Origin of the sequence: Pseudomonas marginalis (assembly GCF_900105325.1) — a bacterium.
GTDB classification, from domain to species: Bacteria; Pseudomonadota; Gammaproteobacteria; order Pseudomonadales; family Pseudomonadaceae; genus Aquipseudomonas; species Aquipseudomonas marginalis.
Map to the genome: position 1 here is coordinate 724,533 of NZ_FNSU01000001.1, position 20,614 is coordinate 745,146.

At 60.2% G+C, this 20,614-nt stretch carries 18 protein-coding genes; 5 read left to right on the forward strand and 13 right to left on the reverse strand.

The window, feature by feature from the left end:
* The first annotated feature begins 149 nt into the window (after positions 1-149).
* Entirely contained in the window at positions 150-1,355 is a 1,206-nt protein-coding gene (locus BLW22_RS03570; protein WP_065924368.1) for an ISL3 family transposase, read from the forward strand.
* 12 nt (positions 1,356-1,367) lie between these two features.
* Here BLW22_RS03570 and BLW22_RS03575 read toward each other — a convergent pair whose 3' ends face one another.
* The 4 genes from BLW22_RS03575 to BLW22_RS03590 all read right to left on the reverse strand — a co-directional run bounded on the left by BLW22_RS03575 (position 1,368) and on the right by BLW22_RS03590 (position 4,020).
* On the reverse strand, positions 1,368-1,841 hold the full coding sequence (locus BLW22_RS03575) for a GNAT family N-acetyltransferase (protein WP_074844201.1): 474 nt from the start codon (positions 1,839-1,841) through the stop codon (positions 1,368-1,370).
* 99 nt (positions 1,842-1,940) lie between these two features.
* Positions 1,941-3,281: a 30S ribosomal protein S12 methylthiotransferase RimO gene (rimO, locus tag BLW22_RS03580; protein ID WP_005785474.1), complete on the reverse strand. Its 1,341-nt coding sequence runs from the start codon at positions 3,279-3,281 to the stop codon at positions 1,941-1,943.
* Between the two features lie 169 nt (positions 3,282-3,450).
* Positions 3,451-3,654: a type II toxin-antitoxin system YafQ family toxin gene (locus BLW22_RS35075; RefSeq protein ID WP_065926504.1), complete on the reverse strand. Its 204-nt coding sequence runs from the start codon at positions 3,652-3,654 to the stop codon at positions 3,451-3,453.
* A 75-nt stretch (positions 3,655-3,729) separates the two neighbouring features.
* A complete protein-coding gene (locus BLW22_RS03590; RefSeq protein WP_074844204.1) occupies positions 3,730-4,020 on the reverse strand; it encodes a type II toxin-antitoxin system RelB/DinJ family antitoxin in 291 nt (96 codons plus the stop codon).
* A 367-nt stretch (positions 4,021-4,387) separates the two neighbouring features.
* Between BLW22_RS03590 and BLW22_RS03595 the strand changes: the two genes are divergently transcribed.
* The 3 genes from BLW22_RS03595 to BLW22_RS03605 all read left to right on the forward strand — a co-directional run bounded on the left by BLW22_RS03595 (position 4,388) and on the right by BLW22_RS03605 (position 8,088).
* Complete coding sequence (locus tag BLW22_RS03595) at positions 4,388-6,289, forward strand: potassium transporter Kup (RefSeq protein WP_027604535.1); 1,902 nt, start codon at positions 4,388-4,390, stop codon at positions 6,287-6,289.
* A gap of 236 nt (positions 6,290-6,525) precedes the next feature.
* Positions 6,526-7,632, forward strand: a complete 1,107-nt coding sequence (locus tag BLW22_RS03600) for an NADH:flavin oxidoreductase/NADH oxidase (protein ID WP_074844206.1) — start codon at positions 6,526-6,528, stop codon at positions 7,630-7,632.
* Between the two features lie 270 nt (positions 7,633-7,902).
* Positions 7,903-8,088, forward strand: coding sequence for a hypothetical protein (locus BLW22_RS03605; protein WP_065926501.1), 186 nt, complete (start codon positions 7,903-7,905; stop codon positions 8,086-8,088).
* Positions 8,089-8,135: 47 nt separating this feature from the next.
* On the opposite strand, the gene BLW22_RS03610 is transcribed toward BLW22_RS03605, so the two are convergent.
* The 8 genes from BLW22_RS03610 to BLW22_RS03645 form a co-directional block, all read right to left on the reverse strand.
* On the reverse strand, positions 8,136-9,761 hold the full coding sequence (locus BLW22_RS03610) for a glucan biosynthesis protein D (protein ID WP_065948862.1): 1,626 nt from the start codon (positions 9,759-9,761) through the stop codon (positions 8,136-8,138).
* A gap of 361 nt (positions 9,762-10,122) precedes the next feature.
* A complete protein-coding gene (locus tag BLW22_RS03615; protein ID WP_065948861.1) occupies positions 10,123-11,547 on the reverse strand; it encodes a gamma-aminobutyraldehyde dehydrogenase in 1,425 nt (474 codons plus the stop codon).
* A gap of 86 nt (positions 11,548-11,633) precedes the next feature.
* Positions 11,634-12,443 (reverse strand): ABC transporter permease, encoded by an 810-nt coding sequence (locus BLW22_RS03620; protein WP_025856826.1) that lies wholly within the window; start codon positions 12,441-12,443, stop codon positions 11,634-11,636.
* Positions 12,433-13,362, reverse strand: coding sequence for an ABC transporter permease (locus BLW22_RS03625; protein ID WP_027604529.1), 930 nt, complete (start codon positions 13,360-13,362; stop codon positions 12,433-12,435). Before BLW22_RS03625 ends, BLW22_RS03620 begins: the two co-directional genes overlap by 11 nt.
* Position 13,363: 1 nt before the next feature.
* Positions 13,364-14,398, reverse strand: a complete 1,035-nt coding sequence (locus tag BLW22_RS03630; protein ID WP_065948860.1) for an ABC transporter ATP-binding protein — start codon at positions 14,396-14,398, stop codon at positions 13,364-13,366.
* Between the two features lie 182 nt (positions 14,399-14,580).
* Positions 14,581-15,732, reverse strand: coding sequence for a putative ABC transporter substrate-binding protein YdcS (ydcS, locus tag BLW22_RS03635; protein ID WP_065926496.1), 1,152 nt, complete (start codon positions 15,730-15,732; stop codon positions 14,581-14,583).
* 71 nt (positions 15,733-15,803) lie between these two features.
* Positions 15,804-17,261 carry a gamma-aminobutyraldehyde dehydrogenase gene (locus BLW22_RS03640; RefSeq protein ID WP_065926495.1) on the reverse strand — a complete coding sequence of 486 codons (1,458 nt, stop codon included), beginning with the start codon at positions 17,259-17,261 and terminating at the stop codon, positions 15,804-15,806.
* A gap of 132 nt (positions 17,262-17,393) precedes the next feature.
* The gene (locus BLW22_RS03645; protein WP_065926494.1) at positions 17,394-18,305 is read right to left on the reverse strand and encodes a LysR family transcriptional regulator; all 912 of its coding nucleotides are present in this window, start codon (positions 18,303-18,305) and stop codon (positions 17,394-17,396) included.
* 168 nt (positions 18,306-18,473) lie between these two features.
* On the opposite strand from BLW22_RS03645, the gene BLW22_RS03650 reads away from it, so the two are divergent.
* Positions 18,474-19,181, forward strand: a complete 708-nt coding sequence (locus BLW22_RS03650; RefSeq protein WP_065938734.1) for a tellurite resistance TerB family protein — start codon at positions 18,474-18,476, stop codon at positions 19,179-19,181.
* 133 nt (positions 19,182-19,314) lie between these two features.
* Here BLW22_RS03650 and BLW22_RS03655 read toward each other — a convergent pair whose 3' ends face one another.
* A complete protein-coding gene (locus BLW22_RS03655) occupies positions 19,315-20,463 on the reverse strand; it encodes an integrase core domain-containing protein (protein ID WP_065924691.1) in 1,149 nt (382 codons plus the stop codon).
* Positions 20,464-20,614 lie beyond the last annotated feature (151 nt).

Sequence of the window (20,614 nt, forward strand, 5' to 3'; positions counted from 1 at the left end):
GGGGCGGCTATTGTACCTGTGTGGGCACGGTTAATCCCGGCCCCATTTCATTTGGTTCATCACGGAATCCCGGGAAACACAGAAACAAGAACGCCGATTTGATTGATGATGTTCGTGCGAGCAAACACATCTAAAAAACCGGCGTTCTTATGCGTGATATTAATACTTTCCTTCCTTTTTGGGAGGGCTTTTCTGTCGTCACGATCAAGCCCGATGGTGACGCTCTAAAGATCGATCTGATTCCCCACGCCACCCGATTCCCTTCCTGCGGCGGCTGCCAAAAACCTTGTTCAACCACTCATGAGTATTGTGAGCGAACCGTTCGTGATCTGCCCATTCTCGGTCGCGCGGTGCGCCTCAGCATTTTGCTCAGGCGTGTTGGCTGCCGCGACTGTGGAAAACGCATGGAGGCCGTCAGTTGGCTGGATCGCTATGCCCGCATGACGCGCCGCTTGGCCGAGGCGGTCATTCAGGCCTGCGAGCGCCTTCCCACCCTGCACGTGGCCCAGATGTTTGGACTGCATTGGGACACTGTTCGGTTGCTGGAGCGTCGAGCCTTGCAGGCGGTGTTGAGTGAGTTGCCGAAGGCGCAACCACGACGCCTGATCATGGACGAGTTCGCGTTATTCAAAGGTCATCGTTACGCCAGCGTTGTGCTGGATGCCGATACACGACGAGTGCTGTGGATCGGTGAAGGCCGTAGCCGAGCGGCAGTCAGGCCGTTCTTCGAGGAACTGGGGCCGGAGGGCTGCGCTCGAATCGAAGCGGTGGCGATGGACATGAATACTGCTTTTGATCTGGAGGTTCGCCAGCATTGCCCGAAAGCGCGAGTGGTCTACGACCTTTTCCATGTGGTGGCCAAATATGGCCGAGAGGTGATTGATCGGGTCCGCGTCGACGAAGCTAATCGGCTGCGTCATAACAAGCCGGCTCGCAAGGTCATCAAGCAGGCACGATGGCTGTTGCTGCGTAACCCACAGAACCTGAAAACGCCGGAACAACAGGTCCATTTGCAGGATTTATTGGAGGCCAACCAATCGCTGATGACAGTTTATTTGATGAAGGCTGAACTCAAAACGCTCTGGACACCGAGCACTGCCTGGACCTGGAGATCGGCCTGGAAGCAATGGCTGCGCCATGCATATGAAAGCGAAATACCGGCTCTGATCCAGTTTGCCAAACGGCTAAAGGGTTATTGGCGGGGCATCGTCAGTCGGGTTCGCTGGCCGATGCACACCGGTCAGTTGGAAGGAATAAACAATCGAATAAAGGTCATCAAACGGATGGCGTACGGTTACCGGGATAGCGAATTCTTCTTCATGAAGATCAAGAGCGTCTTTCCCGGTAATCCGTGATGAACCTTTCATTTAGCCCTGACGGGCGTTTTGTTGTTGCTGGCGCAGGCGCAGGTGCAGCAACGGATAGGGCTGGCCCAGGCCGTCATGCTCGGTGCGTCCGACCACTTCGAAACCCTGCTTGAAATAGAACCCCAAGGCTTGGGGATTCTGCTCGTTAACGTCGAGTTCGTCGGCGTTCATGCGCTCGATTGCATAACGCAGCAACTGCCGGCCGAGGCCTTGCCTGCGGTATTGCGGGTCGATAAACAGCATCTCCACCTTACCGCACGCCACCCCGGCAAACCCGGTAATACGCTGGCGTGCGTCTTTGGTGCAGATCAGCATCACCGAATCCAGGTAGCGGGTCAGCAGCAGGTTTTTCAGCAATATGATGTAACTGTCCGGCAAAAAATCATGGGTGGCCCGCACCGAGGCCTCCCAGATGCGCGCCAACTCCGCGTAGTCGCTGGCTTTAGGTGTGTGGATAACCGAATGCTGACGCATGCCCGCTGCCCCTTGCGATGATTGGCGCTGATGGGCAAAAGATAGACCTAAAAAAGCCCCGCATCTTGTCCAGAAGCAGGGCTTTTCAAGTTTTTTCGATCAGTCGCGCTTTTCAGCCCACAGATCGTACTCATCAGCGTCGGTCACGGTGCACCAGACCTTGTCACCCGGCTTCAAGCCGCTGGCATCGTCGATAAACACGTTACCGTCGATTTCCGGTGCATCGAAGAAGCAACGACCGACTGCGCCTTGCTCGTCGACTTCGTCGATCAGCACTTCGATTTCCTTGCCGATACGCAGTTGCAGGCGCGCCGAGCTGATTGCCTGTTGGTGCGCCATGAAGCGCTCCCAACGGTCCTGCTTGACGTCATCCGGGACCACGGCCAGGTCCAGCAGGTTGGCCGGGGCACCTTCCACGGGCGAGTACTGGAAGCAACCCACACGGTCCAGTTGCGCTTCGGTCAGCCAGTCCAGCAGGTACTGGAAGTCTTCTTCGGTTTCGCCGGGGAAGCCGACGATGAAGGTCGAACGGATGATCAGCTCGGGGCAGATCTCGCGCCAGTTCTTGATGCGCGCCAGGGTCTTGTCTTCGAAGGCCGGGCGTTTCATGGCCTTGAGCACTTTCGGGCTGGCGTGCTGGAACGGGATGTCCAGGTACGGCAGGATCTTGCCGGCGGCCATCAACGGGATCAGCTCGTCCACGTGCGGGTACGGGTAGACGTAGTGCAGGCGCACCCACACGCCCAGGCTGCTGAGGGCTTCGCAGAGCTCGGTCATGCGGGTTTTCACCGGCGCGCCGTTCCAGAAGCCGGTGCGGTATTTCACGTCGACGCCGTAGGCGCTGGTGTCCTGGGAGATCACCAGCAGCTCCTTGACGCCGGACTTGACCAGGCGCTGGGCCTCGTCGAGTACGTCACCCACCGGACGGCTGACCAGCTTGCCGCGCATCGACGGGATGATGCAGAAGCTGCAGCTGTGGTTGCAGCCTTCGGAAATCTTCAGGTACGCATAGTGACGCGGGGTCAGCTTGATGCCTTGAGGCGGTACCAGGTCGATCAGCGGGTTGTGATCCTGGCGCGGCGGCACCACGTCGTGCACGGCATTGACCACCTGCTCGTACTGCTGCGGGCCGGTCACGGCCAGTACGCTGGGGTGCACGTTGCGGATATTGCCTTCTTCCACACCCATGCAGCCGGTCACGATGACCTTGCCGTTTTCCTTGATGGCTTCGCCGATCACTTCCAGGGACTCTGCCTTGGCCGAGTCGATAAAGCCGCAGGTGTTGACCACCACCACATCGGCGTCCTGGTAAGTGGACACCACGTCATAGCCTTCCATGCGCAGTTGCGTGAGGATGCGTTCGGAATCGACGAGCGCCTTCGGGCAACCCAGGGAAACAAAGCCAACCTTGGGGTTGGCTTTTGCGATGGTGGTGGACATGTCTAACCTCGGTATTGAATGACGCCGCCAGTCGGGCACGACAGGGCTGCGGACGGGCGCTTGCCGCGCCTCTGATCAAAAAGTGCGCAATTCTAGCGACGGGCAACGCACTTGACCAGCTTTATGCAGGGAAATGCGACGAGTGCTGCGTCATTCGATTCGCCAATCACTACGCGAACAATTCCGCGTGACTCCCCAAGTCCACAAAGGTGGTCAGGTCAGCCCGCGATTGTTCATAAATCATCAGAAAATCACCGCCGATGTGGCACTCTCTGAAACCGTCCCAATTCCCGGTAAGCGCATGGTCTCGATACTCGGCGGGTAGTTGTTCGCCTAAAAAAAGCATCACCATCACCACCCGGACCTCATTCATATCCCGACGCCCGGCACGTTTGTAGCGTTCCCAGACTTTTTAAACTCAGGCGTCTGCGCGCATTGGTTTGGCAGGTCAGCGCGCTTTTGTTTCTTCTCCTGTTTCGCCATCAGTGTCCCTTAGCATGTCGTCGATCGAGTCAAACTGGCGACGTATCGCATGCGCTTGTGCCATGGCACGAGCGGTCTTCTGCGAAGGAACCCGCACCTCAAACGGTATTCCCTGTGTTGTCACGACCTGGCGGAGGAAAAGACGCATGGCGTCACTGAGGCTAAGCCCACAGGCATTGAGCACAGCAGTGGCACGCTCCTTCAAATCCTCATCGATGCGGCATCGCACGTCAGTAGTCTTCAGTAATGCAGGCATATCATGACTCCCTCTCAAAGTTGTAGCTACGTTGTAGCTACAGCCAGAGTATGAGACAGCCCATAAAATTTGATCAAACGCTTTTTGTTCCCAGCACGCCGCTATGCAACCCATGCGTCGGAAATCGCGAAGTCCGTAAAAAGCGAAAAACCTAGCGTTGGAACTAAATGACGTCAATGCAGGCAAAAAGACTCCAGCTTTATGCAGGGAAATACGACGACTGCTGCGCTATGCTTCGCGCCGTTGCGCACGGGGAAAACCCTTGGGTCAATAAAACGTCTGTTACGAGAAGTAAAACAGCGCATGCTAGGGTCAGCTTAGACGCGCTGTTTATAAGAGACCTCAGGTCAAAGGGCAGGAGTGGTTGATGGGTCAGGCAAGTAGTCAGGCAGCAGGTGCCGAGCATTCCAACGCAAAGCCGATCGGCATGCTGGTGGCAGCGGTCGGGGTGGTTTACGGCGATATCGGGACCAGCCCGCTCTATACCCTCAAAGAGGTGTTCAACGGCGGTTATGGGGTGCAGGTCAACCATGACGGTGTGCTGGGGATCCTGGCGCTGATCTTCTGGTCGTTGATCTGGGTGGTGTCGATCAAGTACATGCTGTTCGTGCTGCGCGCCGATAACCAGGGCGAAGGCGGCATCATGGCCCTGACCGCGTTGGCGCGAAGGGCGGCGGGGGAGCGCAAGAAGTTGCGCAGTTTCCTCGTGGTGTGCGGCCTGTGCGGTGCGGCGTTGTTCTATGGCGACAGCATGATTACCCCGGCGATTTCGGTGCTGTCGGCCATTGAAGGCCTGGAGCTGGCGTTCGACGGCCTGGAAAAATGGGTGGTGCCGATCGCCCTGGTGGTGCTGGTGGCGCTGTTCCTGATCCAGAAGCACGGTACCGACCGCATCGGCAAGCTGTTCGGGCCGGTGATGGTGACCTGGTTCCTGGTGCTGGGTGGCCTCGGTGTGTATGGCATTACCCTGCACCCTGAAGTGCTCAATGCCCTGAACCCGATGTGGGGCGTGCGTTTCTTCGAGGCCCACCCTGGCATTGGCGTGGCGATCCTCGGTGCGGTAGTGCTGGCGTTGACCGGTGCCGAGGCGCTGTATGCCGACATGGGCCACTTCGGCCGCAAACCCATCGCCCGCGCCTGGTTCATCCTGGTCTTGCCGGCGTTGGTGCTCAATTATTTCGGCCAGGGCGCCATGCTGCTGGGCGACCCGGAAGCCGCACGCAACCCGTTCTACCTGCTGGCGCCAAGTTGGGCGCTGATCCCGCTGGTGGTGTTGTCCACCCTGGCCACGGTGATTGCGTCCCAGGCGGTGATTTCCGGTGCGTTTTCGTTGACGCGCCAGGCGATCCAGTTGGGTTATATCCCGCGTATGCATATCCAGCACACCTCAAGCGCCGAACAGGGCCAGATCTATATCGGTGCGGTGAACTGGTCGCTGATGGTCGGCGTGATCCTGCTGGTGCTGGGTTTCGAGTCCTCCAACGCACTGGCGTCGGCCTACGGCGTGGCGGTGACGGGGACCATGCTGATGACCACCATCCTGGTGTCGGCAGTCATGCTGTTGCTGTGGAAATGGCCACCGATTCTGGCCGTACCGGTCCTGGTCTGCTGCCTGTTGGTGGACGGGCTGTACTTCGCGGCCAACGTGCCGAAGATCATCCAGGGTGGCGCCTTCCCGGTATTGGCGGGGATTGTGCTGTTCGTGCTGATGACCACCTGGAAGCGCGGCAAGCAATTGCTGGTGGACCGCCTCGACGAAGGTGGCCTGCCGTTGCCGATCTTCATCAGCAGCATCCGCGTGCAGCCGCCGCATCGCGTGCAGGGCACGGCGGTGTTCCTTACCGCGCGCCCGGACGCCGTGCCCCATGCGCTGTTGCACAACCTGTTGCATAACCAGGTGCTGCATGAACAGGTGGTGTTGCTGACAGTGGTCTACGAAGACATCCCGCGTGTCCCGGCCTCACGGCGCTTCGAGGTGGATTCCTACGGCGAAGGGTTCTTTCGCGTGATCCTGCACTTCGGCTTTACCGATGAGCCGGATGTCCCCGAAGCCTTGAAGCTGTGCCATTTGGACGGCCTGGATTTCAGTCCGATGCGCACCACGTACTTCCTCAGCCGTGAAACCGTCATCGCCTCCCGCATCAAGGGCATGGCCCGTTGGCGCGAAGCGTTGTTTGCATTCATGCTCAAGAACGCCAACGGCAACCTGCGGTTCTTCAAGCTCCCGGTCAACCGAGTGATCGAATTGGGCACCCAGGTCGAAATGTAAGCCTGCGCGGTACGGGAGCCGGCAATCGGCTCCCGCTTTACGTCTGAACCCTGTGCAATCCACGGTTGTCGACTAGGCTCTAAGCACTGTTGTGTAGGAGCGGGGGGGACGCCTAGTCCTTGCCCGCGAAAAACGTCACGGTAACGCGTTAATCCTGGATAAACGCGGCGCCTATGAGGCCTTCGCGAGCTAGCTCGTTCCTACAAAAGTACCCAAAAGCCAAGAAGAGGTGCGCCATGAGCCAGCTGCTCGAACCCTATACCCTGCGCCAATTGACCCTGCTCAACCGCATCGCCGTGTCGCCGATGTGTCAGTACTCAAGTGTCGATGGCCTGGCCAACGACTGGCACCTCGTCCACCTCGGCAGCCGCGCGGTCGGTGGCGCCGGGCTGATATTCACCGAAGCTACCGCCGTAACCGCCGATGGTCGCATCACGGCCGAAGACCTGGGCCTGTGGAACGACGAACAGATCGAACCCCTGCGGCGCATCACACGGTTTATCGCCGCCCAGGGCGCGGTGGCGGGCATCCAGCTGGCCCATGCCGGGCGCAAGGCCAGCACCCACCGCCCATGGATCGGCAAGCACGGCAGCGTCAAGCCGCAAGACGGTGGCTGGGTGCCGGTGGGACCGTCGCCGATTGCCTTTGACCCGCAGCACACCCAACCCAAGCCTTTGGATGAGGCGCAGATCCAGCAAGTGATCGCCGACTTTGTCGCCGCCGCCAGGCGCGCCCTGACCGCCGGTTTTGAAGTGGTGGAAATCCATGCCGCCCATGGTTACCTGCTGCATCAATTCCTCTCGCCCATCAGCAACCAGCGTCAGGACCAGTACGGCGGCTCCTTCGAGAACCGTATCCGCCTGGTGCTGCAAGTGACCCAGGCGGTGCGCGAAGCCTGGCCCCAGGAGCTGCCGCTGTTCGTGCGGGTGTCGGCCACCGACTGGGTGGAAGACGGCTGGAACCCTGATGAAACCGTGGAGCTCGCGCGCCGTCTCAAAGACCTGGGCGTGGACCTGATCGACGTGTCTTCCGGCGGCACTGCCGCCAACGCCGAAATCCCCACCGGCCCCGGTTACCAGACGCGCTTTGCCGAGCGTGTACGCAAGGAATCGGGCATCGCCACCGGCACCGTCGGCATGATCACCGAGCCGGCCCAGGCCGAACACATCCTGCGTACCTGCCAGGCCGACATCATCTTCCTGGCGCGTGAACTGCTGCGTGACCCTTACTGGCCGTTGCATGCCGATGATGATCTGGGTGGGCGCAAGGCCATTTGGCCGGCTCAGTACCAACGAGCGACCCATCGGGACCAACCGATTCATGAGTCTGACTTGAGGGATTGATCCTGCGTCGGCGCCCTCGAAACCCACCTTGAACCGGTGGGTTTTTTTTGCCTGCTGCTGTGGGATGGGGTTGTAGGTATTTGTTACCGAAGTGATTTTTTAAGTGAATGCTCTAAAAAAATCCCACACGTAACGAGATTGTTTCTACGCTTAGGGTACGACTGATTTCTGGCCCAGGGAGTCCGTCTGTTTGTACAGAGAGGCATTGCGCTCCCCGGGAAACGGTTTGTGGGCACAGGAGTTTTTGATCGATATCAGGAGAAACAGTCCATGGCCAAGTCCTATGGTGTAGCGGGTGCGGTGGTGTCTTTTTTTACCCGCAGGGTGTCCTTGCGTGGCCGCAGGTTGAGTTCGGACGAAGCCGAATTACTGGCGCAGTATCGCGCGCTGACCGAAAGCGATCAGGTAGCGATGCGGTATCTGATTGGAGCGATGAAGAGTGTGTCGCGGTTCTGATGCTGTGCGCGAGGATCGTTCCCACGCGAGCGTGGGAACGATCTGGATCAGGTGTACTTGCGCTGCTCCGGTGCCGGCGGGAAGTACTGATACAACCAGGTTTCACTCAGGGTGCGGTCCTGGGTGCGAATAAACAGCCGCAGTTCCACCGGCTCCACGCTGTCGCTGGTCGGGTACCAGTCGAACAGGATGCGGTAGCCCTTGATGTTGTCGAGCACCAGCACGCTGAAGTCTTTCACTTCGCCGTGGGAGCAGGTCACCACCGGCTCGATCCCGGTGCCGGCCGGCAAACGGTCCAGGCCGCCGCCCTTGAAGTCCACGGCAAAGCGGCGCGCCCACACTGGCGGGTAGTGCTCGCCCGGTGCCCAACCTTCGGTAAAACCGCCCATGCCGGAACGGGTCGCGTCGACTTGCGCCAGCGGCGTGCTGACCGGGGGCAGGGCGCTCCAGTACAGCTTGTAGCCATAGTTGAGTGAGTCGCCGGCCGCCACCGGCTTTTTCGGGGTCCAGAAGGCCACGATGTTGTCCAGGGTCTCACCGGTGGTGGGGATTTCCAACAGGTCGATCGAGCCTTCGCCCCAGGCGGTGGTCGGTTCGACCCACAGGCTTGGACGCTTGCTGTACCAGTCGACGGTGTCTTGGTAGCTGGCGAACTCATGGTCGGTCTGCACCAGGCCGAAACCTTTCGGGTCGGTGTCGGCGAACGCATTGAACTGCAGCTTGGCCGGGTTATTCAACGGGCGGCAAATCCACTCGCCATTACCCCGCCACATCGCCAGGCGGTCCGAATCGTGGATCTGTGGGTGGATGGTGTCGCACATGCGGCGTTCGTGGGTGCCGCAACTGAACATGCTGGTCATGGCGGCGATGCCCAACTGTTCGATGGCGGTACGTGCGTTGATATGGGCGTCGATGGCCATCACCACTTGGTTGGCCTGGCAGTCGATATCGAAGCGATAGGCGCCGGTGGCGCTCGGCGAGTCGAGCAGGGCGTAGACCACAAAGCGGGTCGCGTTCTTGTCCGGGGTCTCGAACCAGAACTGCGTGAAGTCGGGGAACTCCTCGCGTTTCTTCGCGTAGGTATCAATCGCCAGTCCGCGTGCGGAAAGGCCGTACTGGCCGGTGGAATCCACCGCGCGGAAGTAGCTGGCGCCGAGAAACGACAGCACGTCATGGCGATCCAGTTCCGGCGCCTTGAACAACTTGAAGCCGGAGAAACCCAGGTCGCCGGTCAGCTGTTTAGTGTCGACGGTGGTTTTTTCATAATTGAACAGTGAGGGGCGGAAATGCACTTCCCGGGCTTCACGGGTCTTGGGGTCGACGCTGTGCATGCGCACCGGCGTCTTGAAGCCCATGCCGACGTGGAAGAACTGCACGTCGAGTTGGCCGTTCAATTCCTTCCACAGCGAATGGTTGCCGTCGTAGCCGATGGCGTTGAAATTCTGCGGGGTCATGGTCGCCAGGGTGGGCGGCAGCACCTGTTTGGTGTCTTTATACGCGGTTCCGGCGAGTTGTTTGGCTTGGGCCTTGAGCGTTTCAAAATCGAACGCCACGGCCTTGCCATCGGCGGCACGGTTCCCGGCCCAGGCCTGCGCGGCAAGCAGGCCGCTGGCCGATAAACCGGTGTAGGCCGCAATGGCCATGGAGGCTTTGAGCAAATTCCTGCGGTGCATAGAGACAACCTGTCGTGAGCAAATCCCGCGCCGTTCCTGGCACGTGCTGGATCAGAAATTACGGTTCGGACATGCCTTCGGCCAAACACAACGGACATTAAACAGACGCCGGATAGCTTAAGCGGTTCGATGACGTAGGAAAATTGATTGATGGCGGGGTGATTGCATTGCAAATGCGACAAGACATTTCCGACGCTGTGAGCGAACACATTACCCACGAATTATGAAGATCCAAATGTAGGAGCGAGCTTGCTCGCGAAGAACGTCAACGATAACGCGGACATTCTGACTAACCGCGGTGCGCTTGCGTTCTTCGCGAGCAAGCTCGCTCCTACAATAAAGCGTTACGGCACTTGGGCGATCAGTGCTTGAACATCACATGCCGAACCGTGGTGTAGTCCTCCAAGCCATACATGGACATATCCTTGCCATACCCCGACAGTTTCTGACCACCGTGAGGCATTTCGCTGACGAGCATGAAATGGGTGTTTACCCAGGTGCAGCCGTACTGCAAACGCGCGGCCAGGCGGTGGGCGCGTCCTACGTCGGCGGTCCATACCGATGACGCCAACCCGTAGTCCGAATCATTGGCCCAGCCCAGTACCTGCGCCTCATCGGTGAATTTGGTTACCGACACCACTGGCCCGAACACCTCGCGGCGCACGATTTCATCGTCCTGTTGCGCATCGGCGAGCACGGTCGGCTCAAAGAAGAAACCATTGCCTTCCACCGCCTTGCCACCGGTGACCAGGCGGATATGCGGCTGCGCCACGGCGCGTTCGACAAACCCGGCAACCCGGTCGCGGTGTTGCGCGGTGATCAACGGGCCCAGCTCAGTGGCCGGGTCATCCTGCAAGCCGTATTTGATGCTGGCGACCGCCGCGCCGAGCTTCTCCACAAAGGCGTCGTAGATGTCCGCCTGCGCATAAATCCGGCACGCTGCGGTGCAGTCCTGGCCGGCATTGTAGAAGCCAAAGGTACGAATGCCTTCCACCGCTGCATCGATATCCGCATCGTTGAAGATGATCACAGGCGCCTTGCCGCCCAGCTCCATATGCATGCGCTTCACGCTGTCGGCGGTGCTGGAGATGATATTCGCACCGGTGGCGATGGATCCGGTCAGCGACACCATGCGCACTTTCGGGTGGTTCACCAGCGGACTGCCCACGGTAGGCCCACGGCCGAACACCAGGTTGAGTACTCCGGCCGGGAAAATCTCCGACGCCAACTCGACCATCCGCAACGCGGTCAGCGGGGTTTGCTCCGACGGCTTGAGCACCACGGTATTGCCCGCGGCCAGGGCCGGTGCGATTTTCCAGGCGACCATCATCAGTGGGTAGTTCCACGGCGCGATGGACGCGATCACGCCCACCGGGTCGCGACGGATCATCGAGGTGTGGCCGGGCAAGTATTCACCGCCGGCCGAACCGCTCATGCAACGGCTGGCGCCAGCGAAGAAGCGGAACACGTCGGCAATCGCCGGGATCTCGTCGTTCAGCGCGGCGCTGTAGGGCTTGCCGCAGTTGTCCGATTCCAGCTTGGCCAGTTCTTCGCCGTGGGCTTCGATCACGTCGGCCAGTTTCAGCAGCAACAGCGAGCGATCCTTGGGCGCGGTTTGCGACCAGCCTTCGAAGGCCGCATCGGCGGCGCGCACGGCGGCGTCGACCTGGGCTTCGCTGGCTTCTTTGATTTCCACCAGCACGCGGCCCAATGCCGGGTTGAACACCGCTTGCGCCGGGCCTTCGCCTTCGACGAGGTGGCCGTTGATCAAGAGTTTGGTTTGCATGGTTCAGTCCTCCAAAAAGCGATCGTTATGTCACTGAATAAACCGGCTCTGAATGTGGGAGAGGGCTCGGTGTCTTCAATAAAAAATTATTTACCACCACTCCCGGCCACGCTTTCACCGCCGCGAGTCAGGTAATAGGCGCCCAGGATCGGGAACATCGTCACCAGCATCACCAGCATCGCGACCACATTGGTCACCGGCACATCCCGTGGCCGGCTCAATTGGTTGAGCAACCACAGCGGCAACGTACGCTCGTGGCCGGCGGTGAAAGTGGTGACGATGATTTCGTCGAACGACAGCGCAAACGCCAGCATGCCGCCGGCCAGCAGCGCCGAGCCGAGGTTGGGCATGATGATGTAGCGGAAGGTCTGCCAGCCGTCGGCGCCCAGGTCCATCGAGGCTTCGATCAGGCTGTGGGACGTACGGCGCAGGCGGGCAATGACGTTGTTGTAGACGATCACCACGCAGAACGTCGCGTGGCCGACGATGATGGTGAACATCCCCGGCTCGATGCCTAATGTCTTGAACGTCGCCAGCAGTGCAATACCGGTGATGATCCCCGGCAGCGCAATCGGCAGGATCAACATCAGCGACACACCTTGCTTGCCAAAGAACTCGCGGCGATACAGCGCCGCCGAGGCCAGGGTGCCCAGCACCATGGCAATCAGGGTGGCGATGGCGGCGATCTGCAACGACAGCTTGATCGCTTCCAGCACATCCGGCCGGGCGAAGGCCACGCTGAACCACTTCAGGGTAAAGCCCTGGGGCGGAAAGCTGAACGCGGCTTCCTCGGTGTTGAAGGCGTAGAGGAAGATGATCAGGATCGGGAAGTGCAGGAATACCAACCCGCCCCAGGCTGCGATCTTCAAGCCTAATGATGATTTCTCAGAGTGCATCGAAGGCCCCCAGGCGTTTGACGATGGACAGGTAAACCGCGATCAGCACGATCGGTACCAGGGTGAACGCCGCCGCCATGGGCATATTGCCGATGGCGCCTTGCTGGGCGTAGACCATTCCGCCGACGAAGTAACCCGGCGGACCCACCAGTTGCGGCACGATGAAATCGCCCAGGGTCAGCGAAAACGTGAAGATCGAACCGGCGGCAATCCCCGGCACCGACAGTGGCAGGATCACCTGCATGAAGGTCTGGCGCGGCTTGGCGCCGAGGTCGGCGGAGGCTTGCAGCAGCGACGGCGGCAAGCGCTCCAGGGACGCCTGGATCGGCAGGATCATAAAGGGCAGCCAGATATAGACGAACACCATGAAACGCCCCAGGTGCGAGGTGCTCAAGGTGCTGCCGCCCACGCCGGGAATGCCCAGCACGAACTGCAATACCGGTTCCAGGCCCAGGTGCTGCACGAACCACTGCGCCACTCCACCTTTGGCCAGCAGCAACGTCCAGGCATACGCCTTGACGATGTAGCTGGCCCACATCGGCATCATCACCGCGATATAGAAGAACGCCTTGGTCTTGCCCGTGGTGTAGCGCGCCATGTAGTAGGCGATCGGGAAGGCGACGATGGCGCTGGCGATCGACACCACGATCGCCATGCCCAGGGTGCGCAGGATGATGTCGAAGTTCGACGGCTGGAACAGCGCGGCGAAGTTGGCCAGGGTCAGGTCCGGGGTGACCGCCATGGTGAAGTCGTCAAAGGTATAGAAGCCTTGCCATAGCAGGGTCAGTAACGAACCCAGGTAGATCGCGCCGAACCAGATCAGCGGCGGAACCAGCAGCATCGCCAGGTACAGGTTGGGCTTGCGGTACAGCAGGTTGGAAAACCTGCGCATCGGCGGTTGGGAAAGGGCCAGGCTCATGTCACACCTCGCCTGCGCGGTCAGTCAGCGGCGTCATGGCTTCTCGCGCCCAGCGGGCGGTGATGAACTGGCCGACCTGATGGCCGCTGCTGATGTCCAGCCACTGGTTGTTGGCCTGGCTGATGTTCAGCGCCTGGCCGTTTTCCAGTTTCAGTTCATAGCGGGTGGCGCTGCCCTGGTACTGGATGTCGTGCAGCAGGCCGCTGATTTCCACTTCGCCGGCGCCCAGCGGGCCCTCGGCAAACCGTACGTGTTCCGGGCGAATCGAAAACGGCTGCGCACTGCCGCTGAGGCGCTGGGCCAACTCGCCGCGAATCACGTTGGAGGTGCCGACGAACTCGGCGACGAACGCGGTGGCCGGTTTCATATACAGGTTGCGCGGGGTGTCGACCTGTTCGATACGGCCCTTGTTGAACACCGCCACACGGTCGGACATCGACAGCGCTTCGGTCTGGTCGTGGGTGACGAAGATAAAGGTGATGCCGAGCTGGCGTTGCAGCTTCTTCAGCTCGCTTTGCATCTGTTCGCGCAGCTTGAGGTCGAGGGCGCCCAGGGGTTCATCGAGCAGCAACACGCGGGGGCGATTGACCAGGGCACGGGCCAAGGCCACTCGTTGGCGTTGGCCGCCGGAGAGCTGTACCGGCTTGCGCTCGCCGTAGCCACCGAGGGCGACCATCCCCAAGGCTTCTTCGGCGCGGTTGAGGCGTTCGGTCTTGCCCACGCCTTTGACCTTGAGGCCATAGGCGACGTTGTCGCGCACGTTCATATGGGGGAACAGTGCGTAATCCTGGAATACCGTGTTTACGTCACGCTGATACGGCGGCAAGCCAGCGGCTTCCTCGCCATGAATGCGGATCGAGCCTGCGCTCGGTTGCTCGAAACCGGCGATCAGGCGCAGGCAGGTGGTCTTGCCCGAGCCGGATGGGCCGAGCATGGAAAAGAACTCGCCGTCCTGGATATCGATGGAAACCCGGTCAACGGCCTTCACTTCGCCGAACTGACGGGAAACGTGGGTGAATTGGACTGCAAGCGTCATGGTGCGGTGCTCCAAAAAGGCGCGTTTTGGATAAAAATAAAATCGTAGGAGGTGCTCAGAAATCGCAGCCTCGTTTCACTCGACGGCTCCTACCAACGGTGTAGAAGCAGTAAAGATCCGTAGCAGCTGCCGAGGCACGAGGCTGCGTTGGGCCGCGAAGCGGCCCCTGAGGGTCAGATGGCTTAGCGCCCGCCCATGATCGCGATGTAGTCCTGGGTCCAGCGGCTGTACGGCACGAACTTGCCGCCCTCGGCCTGCGGGGTTTTCCAGAAGGCGATCTTGTCGAACTGATCGAAGCCGTTGGTCTTGCAACCCTCGGCGCCGAGCAGTTCGCTTTCCTTGCAGGCTGCGGGCACCGCCGGCAGCGAGCCGAACCAGGCGGCGACATCGCCCTGGACTTTCGGCTGCAGCGACCAGTCCATCCACTTGTAGGCGCAATTCGGGTGCTTGGCCTCGCTGTGCAACATGGTGGTGTCGGCCCAGCCGGTGGCGCCTTCCTTGGGAATGGTCGAAGCAATCGGCTGCTTCTCGTTCTGCAGGCCGTTGACCTGATACGGCCAGGCGCTGGAGGCCACCACGCCTTCGTTCTTGAAGTCGCTCATTTGCACGGTGGTGTCATGCCAGTAGCGGTGGATCAACGGCTGCTGCGCGCGCAACAGGTCGAGCACGGCCTTGTACTGGGTTTCGGTCAGTTCATAGGGGCTCTGGATCCCCAGTTCCGGCTGGGTGCTCTTGAGGTACAGTGCCGCATCGGCGATGTAGATCGGACCGTCATAGGCCTGCACGCGACCTTTGTTCGGCTTGCCGTCCGGCAGGTTCTGCGCATCGAACAGCACATTCCAGCTGGTGGGCGCGGTCTTGAACACGGTGGTGTTGTACATCAGCACGTTCGGCCCCCACTGGTACGGGGTGCCGTAGGTCTGCTGGCCCACCACGTACCACGGCGCATCCTTGAGGCGCGGGTCGATGTTCTTCCAGTTGGGGATCAACGCCGTGTTGATTGGTTGCACACGCTTGCCAACGATCAACCGCAGCGACGCATCCCCGGACGCGGTGACCAGGTCATAACCGCCCTTGGCCATCAAACTAACCATTTCGTCAGAGGTGGCGGCGGTTTTCACGTTGACCTTGCAGCCGGTTTCCTTCTCGAAACCTGTGACCCAGTCGTAGGCCTTGTCGCTTTCGCCACGTTCGATATAGCCGGGCCAGGCGACGATATCCAGCTGGCCTTCACCAGCGCCCACCGCCTTGAGCGGTTCGGCGGCCTGGATACTGACGCTGGCCAGCAGCGCGGTGGTCAAGGCACTGAGCAGTGCGGTCTTATGCGCAGACATGGGGATTCCCTCTTCTTTAATTATGGTCGGGGCAGTGTGTGAAGCCGTGACGCATGAGCTTAGTTGTTGTTTTAAAGATGCTGGCCGTGGCGGGCCATGATGTGGCGCACCACGCTGTAGTCCTGTAGCGAATCGCTGGACAGATCTTTCCCATACCCCGAGCGCTTCAAGCCGCCGTGGGGCATTTCGCTGACCAGCATGAAATGGCTGTTGATCCAGGTGCAGCCGTATTGCAGGCGCGCGGCGACCTGCATGGCCTTGTCCAGGTTCTGGGTCCAGACGGAGGAGGCCAGGCCGTATTCGGAATCGTTGGCCCAGTCCACCGCCTGTTCCAGTTCGTCGAAGCGGGTCACGGTGACCACCGGGCCGAACACTTCGCGCTGGACGATTTCATCGTTCTGCTTGCAACCGGCGAGCAGCGTCGGCTGGTAATAGAAGCCGGCCCCGGAATGCACGGCCGCGCCGGTGACCCGCTCGATATGCGGCTGGCCCAGGGCGCGCTCGACAAAGCTGGCCACGCGGTCGCGCTGGCGTGTGCTGATCAGCGGGCCGAGTTCATTATCGGCATCGCGCTTGCCGGCGAAGCGCAGGCTGCTGACGGCTGCGCCCAGCTCGGCGACCAATTTGTCGTGGATGCCCGCCTGGGCATAGATGCGGCACGCCGCGGTGCAGTCCTGGCCGGCGTTGTAGTAACCGTAGGCACGTACGCCTTCGACCACGGCTTGCAGATCGGCGTCGTTGCACACGATCACCGGCGCCTTGCCGCCCAATTCCAGGTGTGTGCGTTTGAGGGTCTTGGAGGCGGCCTGCAGGATTTTCTGGCCGGTGACGATGTCGCCGGTCAGCGAGACCATGCGCACCTTGGGGTGGCTGACCAAATGGCTGCCGACGCCTTCACCGCCACCGCACAGAATGTTGATGACCCCGCGTGGTAACACGTCCTTCAGGACCGGGGCCAATGCGAGGATCGACAGCGGCGTGTGTTCCGACGGCTTGAACACCAAGGTATTACCGGCCGCCAGCGCTGGGGCGATCTTCCACGCGGCCATCATCAGCGGGTAGTTCCACGGCGCAATCGAGGCCACCACGCCAATCGGATCGCGGCGCACCATGCTGGTGTAGCCCGGCAGGTATTCGCCGCTGAGCTGGCCGGTCTGGCAGCGCACGGCGCCGGCGAAGAAGCGGAACACATCGATGGTGGCGCTCAAGTCGTCCTGGCGCGCCAGGTGCAACGGCTTGCCGCAGTTAAGCGATTCCAGGCGGGCCAGATAGTCGGCGTGTTTCTCGATGGCGTCGGCGATGCCCAGCAGGATGTTGGAGCGTTGTTGCGGCGTGGTCCGCGACCAGCCGGCAAAAGCGCGGTGTGCGGCGAGGATCGCACTTTCGACCTGCTCGGTGCTGGCTTCGGCGATCTGGGTGAGCACTTCGCCGGTGGCCGGGTTGAGGATCGGCTCGGCAACGCCCTGGCCCTGGACCAGTTCGCCGTCGATCAGCAACGCAGTGAGCAGCGGGGTTGGCGCGCCGGACATTTTTCGTGATCTCTTTTCTTGTGTGGTCATGGGCGTTCTCTTACAAGGCGCATGACCCTCTCCTATGAATAAACAGAGACTAGAGGCCAGGCGTGAGGACAACAAATACTAAATACTGAATGCAGCATTCGATTAAATAGATGGCTTGCGCGGGTGTGGTTGTTCCCGCGCAACGGTGAGGAACGGATCCACCAAGGCCGGTCGCGCGGTGCCTCGACGCCAGGCCAGGCCGACGTCCAGGGTCTGGCTGAGGTCGGCAATCGGCCGCGCTTCAATAATGTCGCCCTCCAGGGACCAGGGGCGGTAGGTCATGTCCGGTTGGATCGACACGCCCAGGCCCGCGGCCACCAGGCTGCGCACGGCCTCGGTGGAGGCGGTGCGCAGGGTCACGCGCGGTTGCAGGCCGGCTGCTGCCCACAGGCGCTGGGCGTTATGCCCCATTTCGTCGACGTTCAGCTGAATCAACGGCTCGCTTGCCACGTCGGCGAGGTTGATGCTGTCGTGCTCCAGCAGCGGATGTTGCGCCGGTAGCCACAGGCGGTGGGGCGAGTGGGTGAGGACTTCGGTCTGCAGGGCGTGGCGGTCTTCCAGGTTGGAGAGGATCAGCACGCCCACATCGATCTCGCCGCTGACCAGCAAATGCTCGATATACGGGCGTTCGTCTTCCATCACGCGGATCTCCACGTTGGGGTAGGCGCGCTGGAAGCGGGTGAGCAAATCCGCCAGGTAGTAGCCGGCGACCAGGCTGGTCACGCCGATGATCAACTGCCCGGCGACCTGGTCGGTGCTCTGTTGCAGGCTGCGCTTGGCATTGTCGACGGTGGCGAGGATCAAGTGCGCCTGGCGCAGGAACTGATGGCCCTGGTGCGTGAGGGTCATGCCCTTGGCGTGGCGGTTGAACAGGGTGACGCCGATTTCCTGCTCCAGTTGCTGGATCGCCAGGGTCAGGGTGGACTGGGAAATGAACGCGGTCTGCGCGGCGGCGGAGATCGAACCGGTCTCGGCCACGGCGATAAAATGCCGGATTTGACGCAAGGTCATCATGCTGGAATTACCAGTGGGGTGTTTTTATAGATTTATCCGAGTGTATATCGATTTAAGCGAAGGGCAGCGGCGTTACATCTGGAAGCACTCTAGATCGCGGCTTTTTGGCACTTAGTTTTACGCTGAGGGCCTATTGGTCCTATGAACCCTAGTGTCTGGAGGCTACGAATGAATACCCGTGGATTGCTCGATCAGTTGCTCAAGTCCGGCCAGGACATGTTGCAGAACAAAACCGGCGGCCAGCGCAAGCAGGACGATAAAGGCGCCCTCGGCGGGCTGCTCGGCGGCGGCGGTCTCGGCAGCCTGCTCGGCGGTGCGGGCGGTGGCGCCCTGGCGGCGGGAGCCATGGGCCTGTTGCTGGGCAACAAGAAGGCGCGCAAGTTTGGCGGCAAGGCCCTGACCTATGGCGGGCTGGCCGCGTTGGGCGTGATTGCCTACAAAGCCTACGGCAACTGGCAGGCCAAGCAGGCCAACGCGCCTCAGGGCGAACCGCAAACCATCGACCGCCTGCCACCGGCCCAGGTCGAGCAGCACAGCCAGGGGATCCTCAAGGCATTGGTCGCCGCCGCCAAGGCCGACGGCCATGTGGATGAGCGTGAACGCGCATTGATCGAAGGTGAATTCACCAAGCTGGACAACGACCGCGAACTGCAAAGCTGGCTGCACGCCGAATTGAACAAGCCGCTGGACCCGGCCGACGTCGCCCGCGCCGCCGGCACCCCGGAAATGGCTGCCGAGATGTACATCGCCAGCGTGATGCTGGTGGACGAGGAGAACTTTATGGAAAAGGCGTATCTGGACGAATTGGCCCGCCAACTCAAGCTCGAGCCGGGCTTGAAGCTGGAACTGGAAAAGCAGGTACGGCTTAACCAATAACCGACGAGTGTACGCAATGTGGGAGGGGGCTTGCCCCGATAGCGGTAGACCAGTTGGAGTATTTGCAGCTGTTCCACCGCAATCGGGGTGTAGAACCGTAGACATCGTTTACATCTGAAACCGGGGACATCGTTTACACATTTGAGGCCTGGACGCGGGTCATACCTCGTCCAAGCCTCCCCAAGGGATAATCACACAGGTACAAATCCCAAGCTTCATCTTCAGCTTCTTTGAGCCCTATCCTTTCCCCGGACAGCGCCTCGCTGATAAATACCAACTTGCCGTTCCACTTGATCGATCCGTCCTGCCTGACGCTTCGAACTTTCATTTCTGCCGGATATTCCACATCGGGCAAGCATCCTGGATAAATTCGGGTGGACGGCACATACAAGTCTCCCGGACGTTTCATGCCGAGCGCTTCGTGAGGGCGTACGTAATTAAACTCATGCCTGAAATGCTCCAGCAAAAGCTGCTGCTCGACTAAGTTTTTCCCTAAGGGCAACTCAAGTTTCAAGCTACGGTGCATTCGTTCATGGCGACCATTCTGGGCGGGTCTTCCCGGCATGGTTCGCTCGGGATAAATACCCAGCCGAATCCACCAAACTGCCAGTGTGGATATTCTTGCCAGGCCAGGAGAGGCGAACGGTACCCCGTTGTCCGAACGGATAACTTCCGGCATGCCGTACTCCTGAAAAAGCCTCTCAAAGGCCTGTTTTACAGGCTGGGTCATGATCTTGGGATGGGCCCTGCACGCTAAAATCAGCCGCGACGCATGGTCTGTGACGGTCAAAGGGAAGCACATCTGAGCATTAAGCATCTTGAACTGCCCTTTGTAGTCAGCACACCACGTCTTGTTAGGTTCGTCGGCCTTTCGCATTTGTGCGTGGGAAATGCTGTGTCGGCGTTTGAAGCGCCGCTTTTTGACGAGCCCAAGTCGGTCAAGCCATTGACCGGCCGTACTTGGAGAGGGCCAGGTGACGGAGGGATCTTCCAGCCGTAATAGCTCGAGAAGCTTTTTCGGCCCCCATTTATCGTGAGCCTCCTTCATCGCGACTACACGGGCCAAAATCTCGTCGTCGGTTTTATTTGGGCTGTTGTGAGGTCGCCGGGACAGTTCGGATAAAGACCTCAAATCGCCGTCGTGCCGGGCAATCCACTTATCGACGGTAGGTCGGCTAACGTCAAAGCGGCGTGCCAACTGGCTTTTGGTGAAGTTGCCAGAAAGCCAATCAGCTACCAGCTTGATTCTTTGATTCATGGGGGACTCTTGGTTCCAGGGCATGATCAGTTACCTCCTGATCATGCGTATTAGCCTGTAAACCATGTCCCCGGTTAGAAATGTAAACGATGTCCCCGGTTTGTACCGGGGCAAGCCCCCTCCCACAGGTGTTTTTGCATATATGTCGGCACAACACCAAAACCCATTGATAAAT